This window comes from Oleidesulfovibrio sp. (genome assembly GCF_047973035.1).
Classification (GTDB): domain Bacteria; phylum Desulfobacterota; class Desulfovibrionia; order Desulfovibrionales; family Desulfovibrionaceae; genus Oleidesulfovibrio.
Genome location: NZ_JBKEBF010000039.1, coordinates 35,428 through 57,654 on the forward strand (window position 1 = coordinate 35,428; position 22,227 = coordinate 57,654).

Sequence of the window (22,227 nt, forward strand, 5' to 3'; positions counted from 1 at the left end):
GCTCAGTGTGTTTTACTTTCTGATAAGAAGATTTTCCTGTCCGGCAGGAATGGGGGTGGCGGTCTTTTTGCCAGAAAAGAAAGCGGGCAGAGAGGTAAGCTTTAGAAAGGGCGGAACTGAGTTTTTGTTGATTCCTGATGATTCAGGAAGGAAGCAGCATAAACGGAGTATCTGTCCTGCTGGGTGCTGGGCGTGATAGATTTATACCTCACTACTGGTGTGGCGAGGTATAACTTGTTTGTATAATAATACCTTGCTGCGCATGCAATGTGCTGTTTGCGTTTTGAAGTTCAACTTCAGGATGTAGCAATGCCGTACTTTTTCAGCAGAGCATACAAGCGTGATTGCGAGAGGCCGGAAATTCGTATGGCTTCGCGGACAGAATTATTTACTGACAGCATCAGCCCCCTGAGATAACGGGCTTCAGCCTGTTGAATGACAGACTCGCGAAAAGTATTCAGGGGCGGAATTTCCGCTTCCATACTGTAATGGTTCCATAGGAGATCCACCCCGCAGGCAGCTTCAGGCGTGTCTTGCGTGTTCTGTGCGGAAGCAGGGCTGACTCTGTTGCGGGTGACTTTTGCACGCAGTTGCGGAGGCAGATGTCTGGCAAATATGCATGATTCATTGATACTTGCTGCTAGAGCGTGGTCAAGAGCGTGCAGTAACTCTCGAACATTACCGGGCCAATCGTAATCATGTAACATGTCGAAGAAATCAGAATAACACCCTTTGCGTTCCAGCCCGGTGCGAGCATATTCCTTGTCGAGGTAGGCATTGGCAATCGCTCTGATGTCCTGCTTGCGTTCGTGAAGCGACGGCAGGTCGATATGGAAAGAACGCAGGCGGAATAGTAAATCGTCTCTGAAAGCACCTGTAGTAACCATTTTGTCAATGTCTTTATTGGTGGCTGCAACCAGGCGGAAGTCACACCTTGTTTCTTCACCTGAGCCGAGGGGCCGTACTTTGCGTTCCTGCAGAACACGTAAAAAAGCTTTTTGCATAAGGACGGGTAACTCACCTATTTCGTCCAGAAACAGCGTCCCTCCGTCGGCGCGCTGAACAAGCCCCAGTCTGTCTTTATCCGCTCCGGTAAACGCCCCTTTGCGATGACCGAAGAGCATGCTTTCAACCAGATGTTCAGGCAGGGCTGCACAATCAACTACAACAAACGGGTGTGCTGCTCTGCTGCTGTTGTCATGTATTGCTCTGGCAAACAACTCCTTGCCGGTGCCGGTTTCTCCGGTAATAAGTACACTGGCGTCAGTCTGGGCGCATTGCGCGACCTGATCCAGACAGCGGAGCAGCGAAGGGCTTTCGCCGACGATGCTGTCGCGACGCAGGATTCGAACGGGACATCCTTTGCGGGCCGAAACTCTTTCTCGTCTGAAATCCAGCGCACGCTTCAACGTAAGCGTGATTTCCTGAATGGAGGCTGTTTTTTCAATGTAGTCCCAGGCTCCGTTGGTAATGGCCAGTTCCGCACCATCAGGGTCTCCTGCTCCGGTAATTATGATTACCTCGGGGCGGGAGGGCATTTCCGCCAACTGCGGTAAAATAGTCAGGCCATCACAATCTGGCAGGCGCACATCCAGAAAAACGGCATCAATGTATTGCTGTATTGCTTTTTCAAGCCCTTCCTGCGCGGTCTCTGCCGCTAAGGATTCAAAGCCCAGCCGCCTGACAGCCCTGCCAAGCGCATAGCGCATGCTTTCATCGTCATCGATAATAAGTACCCGCATAGCCCCCCCTACTGATGAACACTTGTGGAATGCTGTTTGTCTAGCTGGTTGCGAACCTCAGCACTTAACGCAGACGTGTCGAAGGGTTTTGAAAAGAAAGCTGCAACACCTACCGTACGCCAGTCTTTAGGGTAGCGTGACAGGTTTCCCCTACCTTCAAAGCCGGTATACATGATGACGGGAAGTTCGGGGCGGATGGCTAATAGCTCGCGTGTCAGTTCTACCCCTGTCAGGTCCGGCATCATCTGGTCTGTTAATACAAGGTCAAATGTGTCCGGTCTGTTGCGGAACATGTCCAGAGCATCACGGCTGCGTGTTGTGCTGGTGACCTTGTATCCTAGTCTGGAGAATAGTTTTCCGACGGAGTACACAAGGTCGTCGTCATCATCGACAATAAGCAAAGACTCTGAGCCCCTGTGCAGTTCGGGCTTTACATTGGGAATAATTTCCTCTTCCGCCATGCCGTGGCAGGGCAGATAGACTGTGAAGGTGGAACCTTTGTTAGGAGCACTGTCCACAGTAATTATTCCGCCGTGGAGTCTTACTATGTTCTGGGTGATTGATAGCCCGAGGCCGGTACCTCCGCTTTTTTTGCGTGTAGTATAGAAGGGTTCGAAAATGTGTTTTATGACCACCGGCTTCATCCCCGTTCCGGTGTCTTTGACGGATATGACTACATACCGACCGGCGCTTAACCCCATAGGACGAGCCTGATCTGCATCAAGTGTTTCCAGATCAAGCGAGATTTCAAGAACGCCTTTCATGCCGCGCATGGCTTGTTCTGCGTTGGTGCACAAGTTCATAAGAACTTGCAGTAACTGGTCGGAATCCGCTTTAACCAGCACTGACGGAGCATTAATGCGCAGGCGTATTTCTACTGTGGCCGGAATGAATGTCTGCAATAGCTGTATGCATTCCTGCAGTGTATGACGAACCTGAACTGTTGTTTTCGTTACATCAGACCGCTGGCTGAATGCTTTGATGCGCTTGACGAGGTTCTTGCCTCTGCGGGCCGCTTTTAAGACATGGCGTAAATCTTCCTGCACGGGGCTATGGTCTGGTGTGTCTGCCAATGCCAGTTCGCTGCACGACGTGATAGCTCCGAGAATGTTGTTGAAATCATGTGCTATCCCTCCTGCAAAAATGCCGATGGCCTCCATCTTCTGGGCGTGCCGGAGTTCTTTTTCCATTTGTCTCCATGGTTTTAATATACCGCTGACCATATAGAGACTGGTAGGAAGGACAAAAAATATCAATGTCACGGTTACACCGACACCGACAATGAGCAGAGCATTATTGGTGTGTCCGTCCAGCCGTGCCGCAAGATTTTCCTGTTCGCTTTGGATGTTATCTGTATATATGCCCGTGGCTAACCAGTAAGGGGTACCGGGTATGAGTTCGGCGTAAGCCAGTTTGGGGAGCGGGGTAGTCTCTCCTGGTTTGTGGAAGCTATACGAAACATAACCTCCACCTTCACGGGCAAGGTTGGCTAAAATACTGATGTACGGGACCCCGTCTTTGTCCTGATGCTCCAGTCTGTTTGTCCCCTGAAAGTCCGGATCAACGGGATGGGCAACATTGATGCCGTTGAGGTCGTAGACAAAATAGTAGCCATCGGAGTCGTAACGGGCTGCATTGATAAAACGCCTGAGCACCAGAATGGGATCTTCGCCGCGTTCTTCTGCCTTGCTCATTGCATCACTCAGTGATGCAGCCATACTCTGAACCGAATATCGTAGTGTTCGCTCGTACCCGCGCACAGTAGCAGACTTTACTTCTGCGAGAGAGTCTGTCTGCACTAACTTAATGTAATACGTGTATGTTAAGCCGATGGCTGTGGCAAAAACAATAAGAAAAAGCAGCAAAAGCCCTATCCGGCCCGCGATAGTAGCGTTGGCACGCAAAGCAGCATCCTCCAGCGGTACAGGTTGGCAGCACCCCGTGGGACAAAGTACTTCTTATGCTGGCAGCGGCACTGGATTCCTGTTTGGCAGGAAAGCAGCGCAGAAGAACTTTGTTCCATTTTTATCACGTACACACATCGGCGATAAGGTGCAACTCTTTGGCACTAATAAGTGGCAGCGGACTGCTTGTGGCATCTAAACTTCAATATTATTGCACGGTAGGCGAATTTTCAGGCGAAATGCTGATATTATGAAGTGTAAGCGAATCTGCCCCCAAGCGCACGGCAATGCTGTGGAAAGAGAAGCGGAAAAAAGGCAGACTGCCTATGTGGCGCCTGCCTGAGTACGGTAGCTATATTTCAGATAACGTATCTTCATCGTCCGGATTTTCACGCATTTTTCTGAATAAGGTTGTCCTGCTTATTTTGAACATTTTTGCAACCTTACATACTGATCCATGAGTAGAAAGTGCATTTTGTAAAATTTCGCGCTCTATATCTGCCATAATTTCTTTCAGAGAGCGGGAGTCATCCGTAGCAGGCGGAGTATATGTATGCTGCAACTTTGCAGCACTGGCAATATGCGGGGGCAGGTGTTCTGGTCTTATTGTTTTTCCGGCACTGGTAACAACAAGGCTTTGAATAAGGTTTTGCATTTCACGCACGTTACCGGGCCATTGGTAATTGCTTAACGCCTGACGTGTTCCTTTCGTCATGCTCATACAGCGGTGGTATTTGGCATTAAACCGATCAAGAAATGTTTCCGTCAGGGGGATAATGTCTTCCTGACGCTTACGAAGCGGAGGCAGGTTTAATACTGCCACATTGAGGCGGTAGAAAAGGTCACTTCTGAATTTGCCGTTTTCCACTTCCTGTGCAAGGTCGCGGTTGGTAGCCGCAATAATACGTACATTAATGCTTTTAGGCTGTGTGCCACCAACGCGCATGACTTCTTTATCCTGCAATACCCTGAGCAGCTTTGCCTGCATGGGCAAGGGAAGCTCGCCAATTTCATCAAGAAAAACTGTTCCCCCGTCTGCCATTTCAAAATATCCCGGCTTGCCTTTGTTGCTTGCGCCAGAAAACGCGCCGGGCATATAGCCGAATAATTCTGATTCAATAAGATTTTCTGCAATGCTGCCACAGTCAACTTTCATGAACAGCTTGCCGTTTCTGGGGCTGTATTCGTGTGCTAGACGGGCAATGACATCTTTACCTACGCCTGTTTCTCCTAAAATAAGAATAGTGGCATCTGTTGAAGCAACACGTTGCACCAGTTCGATCACTTGCTTCATCGCTTTGCTTTCGAAAACAGGGCGGGGATGCCTTGTCTGCTCCTGCGCCATATGCTCCATACGTTCGTTGAATGAGTCGATCAGTTCTCGCTGCTGTGCTATCTGATCCCTGAACTGAGTGATCATCGTAATATCCCGCGCGAATGTTACAACAAGACAGACTTCCTCGCTGGCATCGAACACAGGGTAACCGCGTAAAATGACCTTTTTGCTTTGACGTACATTTTGTACGGAGGTTGCGGGCTTTCTCGTACGCACTATTTCAGGGTTCAGAATAACATCAAACACACCTTCTTCTAGCAAAGTAGCTACGTTACGCCCTTTGATGTCCTGCATTTTTAGGCCGGTAAGCTGCTCGTAACGTTGATTGACAAAAAGCGTGTTCCCCGTTTTGTCAGTTATGTATATCCCGTCACTTAAAACGTTAAATATGCTTTTTATGTGCTCTATTACTTTTTGCATCTTACTTAATGTGTCTTTTGTATGTTTTACTATAAGGTGTGTCAGATTGTTATCAGAATGTAATAATATGACAGGCGCATTTGATTATAAGATGTGGAATGCTACTTAATATTCTTTGTGATATAGAGCGCCTGTATCGTATAAAGTGTAGCTTCTTATGATGTGGAGATTGTTTTCTGGTTGTACATACGCTTTAGCAAGAAAGCACCATAAAAATGAAGCCGCTTCTGTATCTAGGCGGCTTCATTGTATATCTGTTTGAGCACGCTATGCGCCCTTTGAGTTCTGTATGTCGCTATAAACATTGCTCTGCCGGGTGGAACTCTTTTTAAGAATGATACTGCTCAACTATTTTAGTTAATTGCTGCATAACTTCATCAGAAAGCTTCACATCACCCATGGGTACTTCACGCCCGAGAAAGTGATACTTCTGAGTGCCAAGGCGGTGGTAAGGGAGTAGCTGGTATTCTACGCCTAGTTTGGCAGTGAACTGGGCGATGGCCCTAATGTCCTTTTCAGAATCGTTGAATCCTGGGATGACAGGAGTGCGTACAACCACTTTGATAGCAGGAAATTCTTTTACCATTCGTTCAAGGTTTTCAATAATGCGCTTGTTGGATACGCCAGTAGCTCTTTTATGCTTTTCGTCATTAAGGCTTTTTATATCGTAGTGTGCGAATTTAATAAATTCCAGCGCAGGTGCCATGTCTTCCCATGCTGCATACCCACAGGTTTCAATAGCAGTGTGGATACGCCGTCTGCGTGCTTCGCGCAGGATAGCAAGCGCAAAGGCTGGTTGGGCAAAAGGCTCACCGCCTGACAAGGTCATTCCGCCACCGGAACGTGCGTAGAATACACTGTCCTGTTCAACGGTGTTCAAAACTTCATCAACTGTTTTCTGAGTGCCATAAGTGATGAGCGACTTGGCAGGGCATGCTTCCGCACAAAACATGGTACATCCTTCACACAACGCACGATCAATGCTTATTGTATCGTCTTCTGCGCGGGTAATGGCTCCTGTTGTGCACACTTCAACGCAGCGCACACATTTGGTCAGAGTCAGGCAGCGCCCGGTATTGTAAGCTAATTCTATTCTTTTGCGCTGAGATTCCGGGTTACTGCACCAGTCACAACGTAACGGACAGCCTTTTAGAAATACGACAGTTCTGATGCCCGGACCGTCATGGACGGAGTACTTCTGGATATTGAATGTGATTCCCGTAGTTTTCTTGTCTTGCAAAGAGCTCATGAACAGTGCTTCCGCGTATGAAGGTTAGTGGGCCAGCCGCCCGAAGGCAGCTGGCCTGAATGTATTCGGATGTTTGAAAGCCGTTACATCACATCGTGCTGTGTACGGGCGATCAGGTCGTTCTGCAGGTCGGGAGAAAGGTCCACAAAGTAAGCGCTGTAGCCTGCAATACGGACAATGAGGCTGCGGTATTTTTCAGGATCTTTCTGAGCCGCAATCAAAGTGTCGCTGTTGATAACGTTGAACTGAACGTGCCACAGCTTGAGGTCGCAGAAGGTACGGATGAAAGAAACCAGCTTTTCGGTGCCTTCGTCGCCTTCAACGCACTTGGGAGTGAACTTGATGTTCAGCATGCGGGCAGCGCGGTCGCGGTATCCGTAGTTTTTGGAGTTGAAGTTGGACTGCAGAATTGCAGTGGGGCCGTTTACGTCGGCACCGTGCGAAGCGGAAGAGCCGTCAGACAGAGGGGTCCATGCAAGGCGACCGTTGGGAGTAGCAGATACAACCTTACCAAACGGTACGTGCGAGGTGAACGGCACGTAGCGGATATCGTTGTGCATACCCAGTTCGGGGGAGTAACGACGTCCGTACTTTACAGAAAGGGCGTCGATATCTCGGGCGATGCTGTCTGCGTACTCATCGTTGTTGCCGTAGCAGGGCGCAGACTTCAGCAGCTGCTGAATGTCTTCCTTGCCTTCGAAGTTGCACTTCAGAGCATCAATAATTTCCTGCATGGTCAGCTTCTTGTCTTCAAACACCAGCTTTTTGATCGCAGCCAGCGAGTCAACAACAGTACCGAAGCCCATGTATTCGAAGTAGCCGAGGTTGATACCTTCGGGAATCTGCGGAGTATGCAGGTCGAGGCAGTGCTTCATGCAGAGGTCGTGCAGCGAGCTGCCCATGGGCTGAGCAAAGTGACGGGCACGCAGGTTGTTAATGATATGCTGCTGAATGAAAGCAGCGCGCAGGAAGTGTTCGTGCTGGAGCACATACGCGTTCCAGAACTCTTCCCAGGTTTCGAATTTGGTCGGATCACCGGTCTGAATGCTCAGATCGTTTTCACCGTACTTCAGCATGCGGCCGTTGTAGAGCACCATTTCCAATGCTGCTGCAAAGTTAACGTAAGCACCACCGCTGGTGTATGTGTCGCGGTTGGGCATACGGGCTTCGGTGCAGCCCGATACAGCGTAATCAAGAGCTTCTTCAAAGGTTGCGCCCTTGGAAACGTACAAAGGTACGATTTCTTCGTCGTTGATCAGCTTGGGGAAGCCGGAACCGAATTTGATGGTTTCGGCAACGTCGTGCAGGTAACGCTCGGGCGAACGCGAATGGATACGTGCTGCAAGGTCAGGGTAGTGCAGCGGGAATTCACGCTTGGACTTCAGGAACAGGTAGGTCAGATCGTTAGTAGCATCTGCACCGTGAGGAGTCTGGCCGCCGATGGTTACAGCTTCCCAGTGAGCGTAGCCTTCGTTAAAGGCGCCTCCAGCGGGAGAGATATACAGGTCGACGTACTGTGCCATACCAACCCACATGCACTCCAGCAGTTCCATGGCGCTTTCTTCGGTGATAACGCCAGCTTCGATGTCCTTTTGGTAGAAGGGCCAGAAGTACTGGTCCATACGACCGTTGGAAACGATGGTACCGGTCTTTTGCTCAATACGGGAGAACATCTGGGTAAACCACTGAGCCTGAACTGCTTCGTGGAAGTTACGGGCAGGATTTTCGGGAACCCATGCGCAGATTTCAGCCATGGTTTCCAGCTCGGCTTTACGCTTTGCGTTGGTTTCCTTTGCTGCCAGATCAGATGCCAGCTTGGCGTGACGATTTGCCCACAGAATGATTGCATCGCAAACAGTTACGATGGCTTCAAGGAAGGGGCGTTTTTCCACGTTGTCACGGGGGCTCAGGGGGTCCAGAGCTTCAATTTTTTCCAGAGCTTCTTCTTTAAGGCCTTTGAAGCCGCGGTTGAGGACTTTTTCGTAGTCGTGCACCCACTGGATGGACGAACGGAAAGAAGAAGTTTCGTTGACGATGAAGCGGGACTTCAGACCCTGAGGGTCGTCGTACGTAAGCTTGTGAACATCAGAAGGAAGAGCGATGTTCAGAGCTTCATGGTAGGTTTTGCCTTTCCAGTAAGGAGCAATCTCATTCACAACAACAAGCGCGTCTTCAGCGGTGATGGTGAAGGGAGACTCGGTACGGTTGGGCAGATCTTCGATGGCAAGGTCAAGGAAGTCGCCGTCCAGTTCGGGGTAAAGAACGCCGTACCGTCCGGGGCAGCCGCCACGGCCGCAGATCAGCTGGTCATCATCGATGTAAACGGTGATGTTCTCAGCGATGTGCTTCATGGCTTTGGCCCAGCGCAGAACGAGGGGCTGGCCTTCGGTGCTCTTCATGGAGTCGGTGAACAGCTTGGCGCGTTCTACGTCAATACGGGGGCGCTTGCCGTCAAAGCTTTCCAGGATGTTGAATACACGTTCGTGGGACTTACGATATGCATCTTCCTTACCAGCAATTTTGTCCTGAAGACGTTGCTCGTGGGGAGACAGGGGGCTTGTGCAGCATTGCATGGTTTTTTCTCCTGATGGCTATTTAGGTATATTATGTTGAGTGTGTATAAAGTGCGCCCCTGATTTTGGCTTGGCCTCGGCAGGGGCGCCGATTATTAAAGCTAGCCCGCCAGAATCATGGGGACGGCGGGGATGTATGTGGTAATCAGAAGTACGATCAGCATGATGGCGATCAGCGGCAGTACCACTTTGGACAGTTGTTCGATTTTGGCATTTGCTACTCCGCTTGCCACGAAGAGGTTGACGCCTACGGGGGGAGTCACGAAGCCGATGGCAAGGTTAACGACCATGATGACACCGAAGTGTACGGGGTCTACGCCGACCTTCAGTACGATGGGCAGCAGAATCGGAGTAAGGATGACAATCGCGGCAAGTGCTTCCATGAAGGTTCCGATGAAGAGAAGCAGAACGTTGATCATCATCAGGATTGCGAATTTGTTTTCAGTCAGGCTGAGCATGGCGCTTGCAATGGTGGAGGGCACTTCTTCGATGGTCATGATGTTGCCGAAGATAGTAGCCATGGACATGAGTACGATGACCATTGCAGAGGTTCCTGCCGCTTCAACTACACAGTCGTAGAAGGTGCCGCAGTTGAGCTCGCGGTGGATGAAGCAGCCGACGATGAGGCCGTAGAAGGCTGCCAGCGCAGCAGCTTCAGTCGGAGTCATGATGCCGCCGTAGATACCGCCCAATACAATGACGGGTACCATGAGAGCCCATTTGGCATCCCATACGGCTTTAGTGAAGGTTGTGAAGTTTCTTACGCGTTCTTCACCTTTCCAGCCGCGCTTTTTGGAGTACCAGTAGCTGTAGAGCATCAGCGCAAAACCGGTAAGCAGGCCGGGAACGATGCCGCCCATGAAAAGCTTGCCAATGGAAGCCTGAGCAGAGACGCCATACACGACAAACGGGTTGCTGGGGGGAATCATTACGCCGATGGCGCCGGCGGCAGCGACAATGGAGGCAGAGAAGTATTTGCAATAGCCACGCTCTACCATTGCAGGAATGGTAAGCGAGCCGATAGCTGCAACCGTTGCAGGGCCAGAGCCGCTGATTGCGGCAAAAAACATACAGGTGCCGATGGTTGCCAGGGCCATGCCGCCGGGAAGGGCGCCAAGCATTTCGTCAGCCAGATTAAGCAGGCGACGGGAAAGACCGCCTGCACCCATGAAGACACCCGCTGCGATGAAGAACGGAATTGCCATAATAGGGAAGCTGTCGATGGAAGTGAATGCAACCTGAGCAACGTAATCGATAGGCAGACTTTCTGCTGCAATGATCGTAGCCAGTGCGGCAAGGCCAAGGCCGATTGCGATGGGTACGCCGACAATGAGGAGCAGCAGGAAGTAGCCGAAAAGAACAGGCAGCGGATCGATGTAATCAGTAATGAACAGAGGTGCCGCCAGAGCTATGCAGACTGCGAATCCGATGACAGAGTCCAGTAATCCGCATTCTCGCACCTGACGGGCCAGATCCTGTATCAGGCGGATACTCATCAGGCCGAAGCTGATGGGAAGCACGAGATACGGAATGTAGTAGGGAATCTGTAGTGCAGGAGAAGTCTGGGGGAACGTCAGCTGCATACTGATAAGATCCATTGATTGCCAGAGAACAGTTGTGGCAAGTGCCATGAAGCATACATCCACAACTACCCAAGAAATATTCTGGAACCGGACAGGCAGACGGTCATAGATGATGTCTACTCGGATGCTTGAGCGGTTTTTAATGGCAACAGGGACAGCCAGATAGGAAATCCAGATGAAGATAAAGCGGGCCATTTCTTCGGTCCAGACAGCGGCAGATGCACCTTCATGCAGGTATACGCCGATATAGCGGTACAAGGTCTGGAAAGTAATGATGAAGATGATGGCCAGCATGCCGAGAACAAGGAACGGCTTTTCAAAGTTGGCATCAAGCCAGCCGAGGATTCCCGGGCGGGTATCAATGCTACCCCCGCCGCACTCACCCTGTGCGTTCATGATGGCTGCTGTTACGTTGGAATCTGACATTATGACCTCTTGATAGCGTTGTCGGAAATCATGGTTGCGGTACGGGCCGCGGGCAGGCAGCCCGTACCGGAAGATAGCTTACTGTTGGGTTTCCTGAACCAGCTGGATAAGATCAGCGGGAATAACGTCACGATATTTGTCCCAAACAGGACGGGTGAGTTTGACAAGCTTGGCACGCTCTTCGTCGCTCAGTTTGGTAATTGTGATACCCTGAGCGATGAAAGCTTCTTCTGCTTTCTTTTCGAGGTCGTTAGTGATGGCGCGCTGGTAGGCGAGAGCTTCCTTGCCGGATTCAACAAGAATATGCTGTACGTCTGCGGGCAGGCTGTCAAAGCGCGCTTTGTTCATCATCAGCAGGTGCATGCTGTAGTTGTGGGCAGAATCAATGGCATACTTCAGAACTTCTGTATGCTTGGCATCGTTAAGCAGCGAAAAAGTGTTGCCTTCACCGTCAACTGTGCCCTGCTGAAGCGCAGTGTAGGTTTCGCCCCAAGAGATAGGGGTTGGAGCCATGTTCAGAGCTGCTGCAACAGCAACTTCGATGGGAGAGTCTGTGGTGCGGACTTTCAGGTTCTGCAGATCAGCAGCGCTGGCGATAGGCTTTTTGGTAGTAACAAAGTTACGGTAGCCGTATTCACTGTACATGATGGGCTTAAGGCCGATGGAGGCAGCCATGGCGTCCAGTCTTTTGCCCAGTTCACCTTCATCAAGAGCCTTGTAGAGCTTTTCCTGATGCTCGGGGGTAGTGATGTAAGGCAGGTCAAATACCATCCATTCTTTTGCAAAGTTCGCCATGTTGGGCGAAGAGCTGGATGCCATTTCCAGAGTGCCGCGTTGTGCAGCTTCCATGGTTACACGGTCGCTACCCAGCATGGTATTGCCGAAAATCTGAATACGTACGCGACCGTCACTTTTTTCGTGAACAAGTTCTTTAAATTTTTCGTAACCGAGAGTTACGTTGTTGCCCGGTGCCATGGGGTGCGCAAGGCGAAGAGTGATACGTTTGGCCGCTTCGGCATACGATCCGGCGGCAAGAGTCACTAAGCACGCCAGTGCGGTAATCGCTCCGGCCTTCAGAAAATTTCTCATGGTCTTTCCTTGGTCTTGAGGGTTCATCCCGAGTATAGATTGCAGTAGCCTTTGTCCCCATAAAGCACGGAGCGTGCCAACTTTGTAGAACTGGCTTGGAGATTGATAAAAACTGCACAAGCGACATCGCGAGTGAGAGCGTTGAGGGGAAGCGAGGAAGAGCGACAGGAAGGGAATGTTCCATAGTTGAAACATTTGTTTTTTTATATTTCTTTTCAGCATGTTGCGTTGGTGGTAAAATATGTTTCAAAAATGTAACATGCTGCAGAGAGGTGGCAATCTGTGCGCAGAATATTGTGACAGGTGTTTATTAGGTTGTGCTGCTTGTGCTTTTGGGGGGGGCGCTTCTCACAGGTCGAAGATTGAGAAGATGAGCTTTCCCGCATATCTTTTTACCCACCATTGTTGTTGCGGCAGTAGGTTATGGTGGAAGGGGTCGGCTTGCACAGATGGGGGAGGGGGAGTGCTTTGTATTATATTTTGCCAGTTACCTTTAACCTGTGGTTGTTTGGATGTGCTTACTGACTTTGTGAAAAATGCAGCAAACTAGGCGCCGCACTTGGTCTGCCTGTAACATAGTGAGTGATATTGAGTGTAAGACCGTACTTAAAAGCGGCCTATGCTTGTTTCTTCGTAATGTTTACTATGGGGCTAGGTAGCGTGTTACAACTTTGAAACATGTCTTGAGAAGTCTTTTGTTCTGCTGATGAAAATATTCACAAGGCGCGGTATGCGAGCAGGGCGTGTAGAGCATGCCCATCATTAAATGCTATAGTCAGACTAAGGCTATTGTGAGAGGAAAGAGGCGAATTGCTCGTCTGTAGATCGGAAGTCAGTTGCCATGGATATAAGGCACGCTTCTTGCCTTAAGGGAAATACCTTTTATCGCAAGGAGTGAATAATGAAGGTGATTGATTTTCGTTTCCGTCCTAATACCCCTGAGATTATTAACGGCATTGCGGGCAGCAACATGTTCAAGGCTGCCTGTAAAGCTATAGGTTTTGATGCCCGTAAGCCCCAGCCTCTGGAAGAAATTGTTGCAGATCTTGAAGCTCGTGGTGTTGAACTGAGCGTGATTTCCGGTCGTGATTGTGAAACAACGTACGGCTCGCCCGCGAATAACGCCAGCGTTCTTGAGTTTTGCATGGCTTATCCTGACCACTTCATCGGCTTTTGGGGTGTAGACCCGCATAAAGGGATGGCGGCTGTTCGTGAACTTCGCCACTCTGTGGAAGAGTTGGGCATGCGAGGCGCATCCATAGACCCTTACCTTGCCCATATCCGTCCTAATGAAGCACGCTACTATCCAATCTATGCTGCGTGCTGCGACCTTAATATTCCGGTTTTCGTCACAACAGCTCCTCCGCCTCAGGTTGCAGGTGCTGTGATGGATTACACCGACCCTCGTTATATTGATATTGTCGCACGCGATTTTCCTGAATTAAAAATTGTTATGAGCCACGGCGGATATCCTTTTGTGAATGAAGCGATTTTTACCTGCTTGCGCAATGCAAACGTATATATGGACTGTTCTGAATATGAGCAGGCCCCCATGGCAGAAGCTTACATTCAAGCTATGAACACATTGATTACGGACAAGGTTGTTTTTGCAAGCGCTCACCCGTTTATAGAACAGGCAGATGCTCTTGAAGTGTATGCCAAGATGCCGTTATCTGCAGAGGCTCGGGAAAAGATTATGTACTCTAATGCGCGTAAAGTGTTGGGCCTGTAATTAGGTCTTGCCGCATCACGTAGCTTATAGGGAGGATTGCTGTTGCTTTCCTCCCTTTTTATTGGGGCGAACTGTGGGCGGTTGAAAAAGTAAAAACCGATTGATTAGTTAAGATAAAAAATGATTTTTAAAGACAATGCTCTCTTTTTTTGTATGATAGCAGCATGACCCTGGAGGGATTTTAATGCTCAGGCTCATCTGGATTGTATTTTGCCTGCTGCTGTCTGCACTGATGCCGCTCGCCGAATGTCCGGCAGAGGCCGTTGCAGATGAGGCCGCGGCAGAGGGCCGCCTGTTGCGCAAGAGTATTGTAGTTCCTGTTGACGACTGGGTGCCGTATCGCTTTGTTTCCGACGGAACAATGTCCGGTGTTGATTTCGACTTGTGGGCCGAGCTTGGAGAGCGTCTTTCTTTTGAGGTGGAATTTCAGCATACCCCTTGGAACCGGAGCCTTGCGCAGATGAGGCAGGGCAGGGGGGATGCGATGAGCGGACTGGCCCGTACATCAGAACAGGAAAAATATATTTATTATGTCGAACCTCCGTACTCTTCCTGTTCAACCGTATTTTATACTAAAAAGGGCAACGGGGCGCAGATTAAAGCATATTCAGACCTGATGGGTAAGCAGGTTGGTTTTGTTCTGGGGTCTGCTTACTACCCCTTATTCGACTCTGACGGTTCGCTCAATAAGATTGGTGTTGCAACAGAGGAGCAACTATTAAAGATGATGCTTGCCGGACGTGTAGATGTGATGATCGGAACTGACTGTCAGGTCGATTACGAGTTGATCAAGCAAGGATTTTCAAAAGAATTGGAAAAGACAGCTTTCAACCCCGGTAATCGGGTTGATTTGTATCTGGGCATTTCCCGTTTTTCCAAAATGTACCGCGCTATCCCTACGTTTGAAAACGTGATGCGCGAAATGCAGGCCGATGGAACGCTGCAGCGAATTAATGATAAGTACTTTCTAAAGGTTGAAGTAGACAATAATCGTGAAGTGATCGAGTGAGTAATCTGCATGTTATATAATGTAGATAACAGCAGCCACGACTACGACATCAACCTGACCCAGACCTGCTACGGTTGGACATTGTAAGTTAGAATTTGGCTTCGATGCTTGTTTTAAGTCTTGTGCGTGTCTGGGCTGATAATGCGGAAACTAGAAATTGTGTCAGATTATACTGTTTGACATCGCAACTATTCAGGGATGTCAGAAGGGCTCGGTCAGAGCCTTTTTAGTTGGCGCTGTTCCTTAAATTATAAAGAGAAAAAGGGCCATGCCGTATGGCACAACCCTTTGTCATCTGTGGTCGGGGCGACACGATTTGAACGTGCGACCCCCTGCTCCCAAGGCAGGTGCGCTACCAAGCTGCGCTACGCCCCGATATTGTCGAAGAAGTCTGATAGACCAAAGCCTTCTTAGTTGCAAGAAGAAAAATTGTGTCTTTGTTTATTTATTGCCTCTGTTGCCTCTGCAAATACCTTTGTCAAGGCGATAAAGCGACTGCGGACATCAGTGAGCTTACCTTCAATACAGTCATTTTCCAGCGCTTGCGCGATATTGGACATGCTGGAAGCTCCCACTGTGGCAGAACTTCCTTTTAGCGTGTGCGCAATGTGTCTGACTTCAATAAAGTCGTCCTGCTCAATAGCAAGTGCGAGTTGTCGCATCTTTTTAGGAGTGTCTTCCAGATACGCATCATAGAGCGTATGTAACAGTTCGACATCGCCCCCGAGTCTAAGAAGAGTGTCATCCAGATCAAGAATAGGGTGGAGCTCAGGCATCCAGTATCACCTTACACTTGTTTGCTATGTTAATACTCAATGCCGGGGGTTGCGGGTCTGCCCTTTTGGTACGCATGCTGAATCTCGGTCATTTCTGTGACAGTATCGGCCTGTTCTCTAAGCCATTCCGGCAGGCCTCTGCCGGATAAAACAAGATGAGTGTTGGCGCTGGCTGCTTTACCGATGACCGCTTGTAGTTCTTCTTGTGAAATCAGTCCGTAACCTAAAGCATAAAGAGCTTCATCAAGCACCAATAAATCGAAGTCTTCCATTCGGCTTAAAGCCCAATCTAGCAGGTTGCGGGCAGCTTCGGTATGGAGTTTTCTGTCTTCTTCTCTCGTAAAAAAGCCAAGGCCGAAAGCGTGGAAATTTTCGTTAAGCAGCTGCTTCAGGATGTGTTGTTCTCCGGCCTGATTATCACGCTTCATAAATTGCCCGAAGCCAACACGCATGTTTTGGCCAAGAGCTCTTATGGCAACTCCGATGCTTGCTGTTGTTTTCCCTTTGCCGTTTCCTGTATGAATAAGAAGCATTAGACTCCCCTTATTTCCATACTCCTGCGTGTCTTACAGCGCAGGCGGGGCATGTGCCGTCCCCGTTGTATGTAGTTGTAAATCCGATGCGGGAAACTAGCAACTGACCGCACTTGTAGCAGTAGGTATTCTCAGCCTTGTGGCCGGGAATGTTGCCGGAATACACGTAGCGCACCCCGTATTTGCTACCGGCTTCCAAAGCTCGTTCAATTGAAGATATAGGAGTTGGAGGGGCTTTGAGTAGTTTGAACGTAGGATGAAAACGAGAAACATGCCACGGAACGTCTTTGCCCAGCTCGTCATGTATAAAGTTGGCGATTGCTTCCAGTTCACTTTTGCTATCGTTATATCCCGGAATCAGCAAGGTAGTGATTTCAATCCACCAGCCGAATTTTCTGGCCTTTTTGATTGTATTTAAAACAGGCTTAAGCCGTGCGCCACAGATGTTTTGATAAAAAGCGTCCGAAAATGATTTCAGGTCAAAGTTTGCAGCGTGAATTATCTCTTTGAGAAGGGATAAGGCTTGAGGGCTTTGAAACGCGTTGGAGACTAAAATGTTTTTTAGCCCGTGCTCACAAGCTTGTTCCGCTGTCTGGCTGGCAAGCTCGGCAAAAATTGTTGGCTCTGAATACGTATATGAAATACTTTTTGTTCCTGCTCTAAGCGCGTGCCTGATCAGCTCTTCTGGGGAAACCGTTGTCCCCAGAACGAATCCAGAATCAGGTAGAGGCTGGGACAGTTGGAAGTTCTGACAGAACAAGCAGCTAAAATTACATCCTTGTGTACCGAAGGATAACGTTTCTGTGCCGGGCAAAAAGTGAAATAGCGGCTTCTTTTCAACAGGGTCAATATTAAGAGCAGCTATCGTATCTGCTACAAGAGTGTATAGCTCACCTTGCCAGTTCATACGGACATGGCACTTGCCTGTCTCGCCATCGGCAATGTTGCAAAAGTGAGCGCACAATACACATTGTACGTGATTATCCGGTCTTGATTTCCACAAAATAGCAGGGCGCATGTCTGTTCCTAAAGAAAGTTATTTGATAGGGATTTTGATTTCAGGCGTAATTATGAGAATTTGATTAGTCGCATTTTGTGCCTGTTTTCGGGGTTGCGGTTTGGTTTTCATAATCAAATCCCCGCGTTCATTCCGCTCAATTATTGTTCCGTTGCCGGAGGTACCGATGCGAACCCCGGATTTCTTTTGTGTATGGATATTTTCCGAAGCAAAAATTTGCGCATTTGCAAAAATACATATGCCTGTAATCGTAGCAAAAAATACAGTGATGATGCTGTGTAAGCGGGTTTGATGCTGCATAAGGCCCCCTTGCGTTCAAAGCTCTAAAAGCCTATGAATGCGTTCCGAAATCTGAAGCAACCTGCAAGGAGCAAGTTACATGCCTGAGGATCGTGCAAAAGCGTACACCGAGGCGGGGGTTGATATCAATGCCGGGAACGCTCTTGTCTCGCGAATCAAGTCCATGGTCGCCAGTACTCATACCAAAGGTGTTATTTCTGACATCGGTGGTTTCGGCGGCCTGTTCAAACCTGATCTGGGAGGCATGGAAGAGCCGGTACTTGTTTCATCCACCGATGGAGTCGGTACAAAGCTCAAGCTCGCTTTCATGTTTGACAAGCACGATACAGTAGGTATCGACCTTGTTGCCATGAGCGTGAATGACGTTTTAGTTCAAGGCGCAAAGCCTCTGTTCTTTTTAGACTACTTTGCTACCGGCAAGCTTGACGTCGAAGCAGCCGCACAGGTCGTAGCCGGTGTGGCTGAGGGCTGTCGTCAGGCTCAATGCGCTTTGCTGGGCGGCGAAACCGCAGAAATGCCTGATATGTACGGCCCCGGCGAATATGATCTTGCCGGTTTCTGCGTGGGTATCGCCGACAATAGCCGCATTGTTGATGGCTCCGATATCCGTGTGGGTGATACCCTTATCGGTCTGGGCTCAACAGGAGTCCATTCTAATGGATACACATTGGTCCGTAAGCTGTTTGAAAAAAGCGGCCTTGGCGCGGATGACCTGATGCCCGGTACGGATTCTAAAGTCCGTGACGTATTGATGGCTCCCACTCAAATCTACGTAGAGACTGTGCGTAATATCATGCGTGATTTTCAAGTCAAAGGCATGGTGCATATTACCGGCGGCGGTTTCTATGATAACCTGCCCCGTATTCTGCCTTCCTCTGTTGATGCGCATATCAACTTCGGAACGTGGACCGTGCTGCCTGTTTTCAACTGGCTGAAAGAACAAGGCGAACTCAGCTGGCCTGAAATGCTGCAGATATTTAACTGCGGTGTTGGCTACGTGTTGATCGTCGGTCAGGATGAAGCAGATGATGTACTAGGTCGTCTTGCTGCTCTTGAGCAGCCTGCATGGGCCATTGGCACTGTCGAACGACGTAAAGAGGAAAGTGAAGAGCAGGTTTTCATCAACTTTGCTTAGCAGCTTGGATATTAAAAAGGCCGGAGACAGCGTCTCCGGCCTTTTTTGTTTTTATGTGGGGGCTTGTTCTTTTTCAAGGGGAAGATGAGGGTTGAAGTACCCGAATTTAAGCCAGGGATTTGCCTTGCGTAGTCTTCTGCGAAAGTTGATAAATCCTGCACTTGGGCCGAATTCAATTCCTTCAAGCAGTTCAAGATACATTTCCGGATCGATGTTCAGGTTGCGAAGTTGGATGAAATCTACTTTTTCCGTTCCAACAAGCTCATTTAACGCATCAAGCTCTTTTTCACAGTCAGAAATTCCGGGGTAATAGAGCAGATTCAGAGATACAAAAATGCCTCTTTTGTGTGCCTCTGTAATTGATCTGCGTACATCGGCAAAGGTGTACCCCTTCGGGCGATAGTAACGGTTATAGACCTCTTCACGGGCGCTGTTGAGGCTTACTCTGATTGAGCTTATGCCTGCTTCTGCAAGTTCGATTACGGCATTGGGCAGTGATGCGTTTGTGTTCACGTTTACGGTGCCTTTGCCGCCTTGCTGGCGGAATGAGCGCACTGCTTCTGCGATTATCACGGCTTCTGTCAGAGGTTCGCCTTCGCAGCCTTGACCAAAAGAAAAGATGGGCTTTTCAGTTTCGGCACGGCCGTGATGCATCATTACCTCGGTAATCTCTTTTGCTGTAGGCGTGAAGCTGAGGCGATTCTGGGGGGTGCTGCAAATACGGGAGCCATCATCCTGCTGTGAAATACAACCAACACAACGGGCATTACAGGCACGTGATGTGGGCAGGGGGGCTTCAAATCTTCCAAGCGTAAGGTTGCGCGCTGCGGGGCAACAGTATGTCAGGGCGCAATTACTCATCAGATGCTGCATCAACCGGTTGTCCGGATATTGCTTCATAAGAGCATGCGCGTTCTTTTTTATAAGCTTTTTAGATATATGTTTGAAGACCTGCCTGTCGTCCTGATCAACTCTTTTGGCGCATATGTAGAATCGGCCATTTGCGAAACCTACGGCTCCGTAGGCAAAAAGAGGCAAAGTAGGGGCGTCATGCTGGCTTGCATACGCGGCATGGGCTGTTAACGTATGTGCAGGGGCAGCAAAAGCTGCTACTGCCAGTTCTTCCTGTGCTTCAATTCGCCCTGTTTCCTGCGACAGGCCAAGCGCATTGCGGCCGGGCAGAAGAAAAATATCGCTTTCTTCCGGCAGTGGCATAAGCTCATCAGGTCTTGGCAGGGCAAATTCATGGCCTCTACGGCAGACCATTAGCAGGTCGGGGTGATCGTATATATTGCCATCCTTGTCTGCAACAAGGAGTCTGGGCTGTATTTTGGATGATGCCATGGTGCGTCCTCCGGCAACTATTGTGGCTATAATGCCTTTTATGCTAAACGGAAGTTCTTACGGAAAGCAAAAGCAGCGGGCAAGGGAAATTGTTCTGCATAGCACACTGCCTTTGTGAAAAATAAGTTCATAATTATGGAGTAACTTTTTCTCATGTTTGAAGAAATGCTGACACCCTTCATGGTGTTCATGTTGCTTTGCTTTGTCGGGCTCATGGTTATGTTTTTCTTTATGTTGCGCGGTCTTGATGACCTTTCGCGTAGCTTGAGGTCAGAGCGCTCAGCAATGCTTGATCAGCTTCGCAGCATTGAAGAACGGCTTGATGTGCTCAATGCTCTGGCTCGAAGGCACGTCGGAGGCGCACAACCGGACAAGCTGCAGCGTACTTCACGCAGGGTTGCAACCAGCCTTGACGCACCGCGTCTGCCGGAGAAGCAGGACAGGACTGATCAGGACGATAATATAACGGAATTCATTCTGCATGAATAGAGCGGGTAGCTAGCCTATGGATTACATGTTTCTTCTTTTGGCTTCCCTATCGGCTGCAGCCGTTCTTTTTACATTATTCCGGCGTAAGTCGCAGGAATTTAATCAGGCTATACATCAGCTTGAACGCAAAAATGCACAGTTAAATTTGCATCTTTCGCAGCTGGCAGATGAAGAGACCAGACTCGGAGAGTCTATTTCTTCTCTTGAGGGGCAGATCAAACTTGCTGCCATGGAAGCTTCTTTCACTTCTACAGACGCAGAAAGCACTAAAGATGCAATGCGTTTTATGGACTATCTGGTACATCGCGGCGGAATTACGACGGATCAGCTGAAAAAGGTTGAGCGCTATAAAGCGCAGACTGGTAGCCCGATGAGTTATGAAGAATTGCTGATCATGCTGGATATGATTACCAGAGAAAAACTGCAATCTATGAAAGACGCCTTCGATAAGATGGAGACATAATCATAGGTCCGGATGTGTAGTTCGCTAAACGCTTCATCTTAACTGTACCGCTTTGCTTCTGCCAGATAGAGTGCTCTGGCTGCCGGCGCTTCAGAAGATTCTGCATGAAGCAGATAGAGAAAACGAAGATACTGTTGGTGGATGGATGCTGCTTTGGCGCAGCGTTCATCCACTGTTTTTTTGATGTCTATTTTCTTGAGAGCTTCTAAAAACGCTGCTGCCCGATGTGATGCCCTGTGGGCTTTATTTATTTCTGCATTTCCTTGTGCAGCCAGCGTGGCTCTTAATTGCGGGGTATTCAGCAGCGTCAGGGCCTTACGGGCAGCGTCTTCCGCGTTATCAGGCTGATATGTTAAAAAGTGCTTCCGGTCGCAAAACAGTTCCTGCTGTCCATTAGCGATTGCAGGAGTCACCAAGCACCCGCCACATCCGAGCGCTTCAAATACTCTGAAGTTAAGGTCACCGTGCTCGCAATAGTTAAGGATGACTTTGCCTTTTGGATACAGCGTTCTGTAGTCCCCTTGAGTGATGTGAAGGCGGTCGCCGAGAATGGTGCGTAAGTGTTCAAGAAAAATTAAACGCTTAGGCGTGATTTCTTTATTGACTGTACCTACAAAGAGCACATCCCATAGGGGCTCTGCCGGTAAAGGCTGGTCATGGTCTTTGGCAAAGGCAGGCATCCACAGGATATGGTCATCTTCAAGGCGCATATTCTGGAACAACTTCAGGTGATCGCGGAGGCTTACAAGGCAGAGGTCAAACCCCTGAGCGTAGCGAGGATACCAACTGTGAATGTGGGAATCTATGCATAAAAAGACTGTAAGGCATGGAAAGCTTTCAATGCCTCTGACAAACGGCGGGCGGCTTTTATCCGCCACCACTACAATATCCGGTGTAAAGCCCGCATGTAGTACAATGTCATCCCAGCTGAACGTTTCGTGCTGCTTAAAGTCGTGTTGTACAACTGTGCATTCAGAAGTCGTAATAGAGGGGGCAAAAAAGGGGCTGCCAAGCCAAAAAATTTTATACATGGTTTCTTTTTAATCCTTACGGCCTGTTAACGCAATGCTGCGGTTTGTATGTACAGCTTTTGTATTGCTATCTGA

At 49.1% G+C, this 22,227-nt stretch carries 18 protein-coding genes and 1 tRNA gene; 5 read left to right on the forward strand and 14 right to left on the reverse strand.

Annotated features, from left to right (window positions below):
• Window positions 1-296 precede the first annotated feature (296 nt).
• From ACK5LI_RS13660 to ACK5LI_RS13690, 7 genes are all read right to left on the reverse strand, one after another.
• Window positions 297-1,742: a sigma-54-dependent transcriptional regulator gene (locus ACK5LI_RS13660; protein ID WP_416950290.1), complete on the reverse strand. Its 1,446-nt coding sequence runs from the start codon at window positions 1,740-1,742 to the stop codon at window positions 297-299.
• An 8-nt stretch (window positions 1,743-1,750) separates the two neighbouring features.
• The gene (locus tag ACK5LI_RS13665) at window positions 1,751-3,646 is read right to left on the reverse strand and encodes a cache domain-containing protein (protein WP_416950292.1); all 1,896 of its coding nucleotides are present in this window, start codon (window positions 3,644-3,646) and stop codon (window positions 1,751-1,753) included.
• 352 nt (window positions 3,647-3,998) lie between these two features.
• Entirely contained in the window at window positions 3,999-5,402 is a 1,404-nt protein-coding gene (locus tag ACK5LI_RS13670; RefSeq protein WP_416950294.1) for a sigma-54 interaction domain-containing protein, read from the reverse strand.
• A 328-nt stretch (window positions 5,403-5,730) separates the two neighbouring features.
• Window positions 5,731-6,651 (reverse strand): (2S)-3-sulfopropanediol dehydratase activating enzyme, encoded by a 921-nt coding sequence (hpsH, locus tag ACK5LI_RS13675; protein ID WP_416950296.1) that lies wholly within the window; start codon window positions 6,649-6,651, stop codon window positions 5,731-5,733.
• 83 nt (window positions 6,652-6,734) lie between these two features.
• A complete protein-coding gene (gene hpsG, locus ACK5LI_RS13680) occupies window positions 6,735-9,224 on the reverse strand; it encodes a (2S)-3-sulfopropanediol dehydratase (RefSeq protein ID WP_416950298.1) in 2,490 nt (829 codons plus the stop codon).
• A gap of 101 nt (window positions 9,225-9,325) precedes the next feature.
• Window positions 9,326-11,233: a TRAP transporter large permease subunit gene (locus tag ACK5LI_RS13685; RefSeq protein ID WP_416950300.1), complete on the reverse strand. Its 1,908-nt coding sequence runs from the start codon at window positions 11,231-11,233 to the stop codon at window positions 9,326-9,328.
• A 78-nt stretch (window positions 11,234-11,311) separates the two neighbouring features.
• On the reverse strand, window positions 11,312-12,322 hold the full coding sequence (locus ACK5LI_RS13690) for a TRAP transporter substrate-binding protein (protein WP_416950302.1): 1,011 nt from the start codon (window positions 12,320-12,322) through the stop codon (window positions 11,312-11,314).
• A 901-nt stretch (window positions 12,323-13,223) separates the two neighbouring features.
• Between ACK5LI_RS13690 and ACK5LI_RS13695 the strand changes: the two genes are divergently transcribed.
• Both ACK5LI_RS13695 and ACK5LI_RS13700 read left to right on the forward strand, forming a co-directional pair.
• Window positions 13,224-14,054 (forward strand): amidohydrolase family protein, encoded by an 831-nt coding sequence (locus ACK5LI_RS13695; protein ID WP_416950304.1) that lies wholly within the window; start codon window positions 13,224-13,226, stop codon window positions 14,052-14,054.
• Between the two features lie 184 nt (window positions 14,055-14,238).
• Window positions 14,239-15,063, forward strand: coding sequence for a substrate-binding periplasmic protein (locus tag ACK5LI_RS13700; RefSeq protein ID WP_416950306.1), 825 nt, complete (start codon window positions 14,239-14,241; stop codon window positions 15,061-15,063).
• 298 nt (window positions 15,064-15,361) lie between these two features.
• Here ACK5LI_RS13700 and ACK5LI_RS13705 read toward each other — a convergent pair.
• From ACK5LI_RS13705 to ACK5LI_RS13725, 5 genes are all read right to left on the reverse strand, one after another.
• Window positions 15,362-15,438, reverse strand: a tRNA-Pro gene (locus tag ACK5LI_RS13705).
• Between the two features lie 35 nt (window positions 15,439-15,473).
• The gene (locus ACK5LI_RS13710) at window positions 15,474-15,839 is read right to left on the reverse strand and encodes an Hpt domain-containing protein (RefSeq protein ID WP_416950309.1); all 366 of its coding nucleotides are present in this window, start codon (window positions 15,837-15,839) and stop codon (window positions 15,474-15,476) included.
• 29 nt (window positions 15,840-15,868) lie between these two features.
• On the reverse strand, window positions 15,869-16,372 hold the full coding sequence (locus tag ACK5LI_RS13715; protein ID WP_416950311.1) for a cob(I)yrinic acid a,c-diamide adenosyltransferase: 504 nt from the start codon (window positions 16,370-16,372) through the stop codon (window positions 15,869-15,871).
• Window positions 16,373-16,382: 10 nt separating this feature from the next.
• Window positions 16,383-17,390 (reverse strand): AmmeMemoRadiSam system radical SAM enzyme, encoded by a 1,008-nt coding sequence (amrS, locus tag ACK5LI_RS13720; protein WP_416950313.1) that lies wholly within the window; start codon window positions 17,388-17,390, stop codon window positions 16,383-16,385.
• Between the two features lie 18 nt (window positions 17,391-17,408).
• On the reverse strand, window positions 17,409-17,690 hold the full coding sequence (locus tag ACK5LI_RS13725; RefSeq protein ID WP_416950315.1) for a hypothetical protein: 282 nt from the start codon (window positions 17,688-17,690) through the stop codon (window positions 17,409-17,411).
• Between the two features lie 79 nt (window positions 17,691-17,769).
• On the opposite strand from ACK5LI_RS13725, the gene purM reads away from it, so the two are divergent.
• On the forward strand, window positions 17,770-18,825 hold the full coding sequence (gene purM, locus ACK5LI_RS13730) for a phosphoribosylformylglycinamidine cyclo-ligase (RefSeq protein ID WP_416950317.1): 1,056 nt from the start codon (window positions 17,770-17,772) through the stop codon (window positions 18,823-18,825).
• A gap of 51 nt (window positions 18,826-18,876) precedes the next feature.
• Here the strand turns inward: purM and ACK5LI_RS13735 are convergent, their stop codons facing one another.
• Window positions 18,877-20,169: a radical SAM protein gene (locus ACK5LI_RS13735; RefSeq protein WP_416950319.1), complete on the reverse strand. Its 1,293-nt coding sequence runs from the start codon at window positions 20,167-20,169 to the stop codon at window positions 18,877-18,879.
• 153 nt (window positions 20,170-20,322) lie between these two features.
• Here ACK5LI_RS13735 and ACK5LI_RS13740 point away from each other — a divergent pair, with 153 nt between their 5' ends.
• Together ACK5LI_RS13740 and ACK5LI_RS13745 are read left to right on the forward strand one after the other, a co-directional pair.
• A complete protein-coding gene (locus tag ACK5LI_RS13740; protein WP_416950321.1) occupies window positions 20,323-20,658 on the forward strand; it encodes a hypothetical protein in 336 nt (111 codons plus the stop codon).
• Between the two features lie 16 nt (window positions 20,659-20,674).
• Window positions 20,675-21,121: a hypothetical protein gene (locus ACK5LI_RS13745; RefSeq protein WP_416950323.1), complete on the forward strand. Its 447-nt coding sequence runs from the start codon at window positions 20,675-20,677 to the stop codon at window positions 21,119-21,121.
• A gap of 38 nt (window positions 21,122-21,159) precedes the next feature.
• Here the strand turns inward: ACK5LI_RS13745 and ACK5LI_RS13750 are convergent, their stop codons facing one another.
• A complete protein-coding gene (locus ACK5LI_RS13750; protein WP_416950325.1) occupies window positions 21,160-22,152 on the reverse strand; it encodes a glycosyltransferase family protein in 993 nt (330 codons plus the stop codon).
• Window positions 22,153-22,227 lie beyond the last annotated feature (75 nt).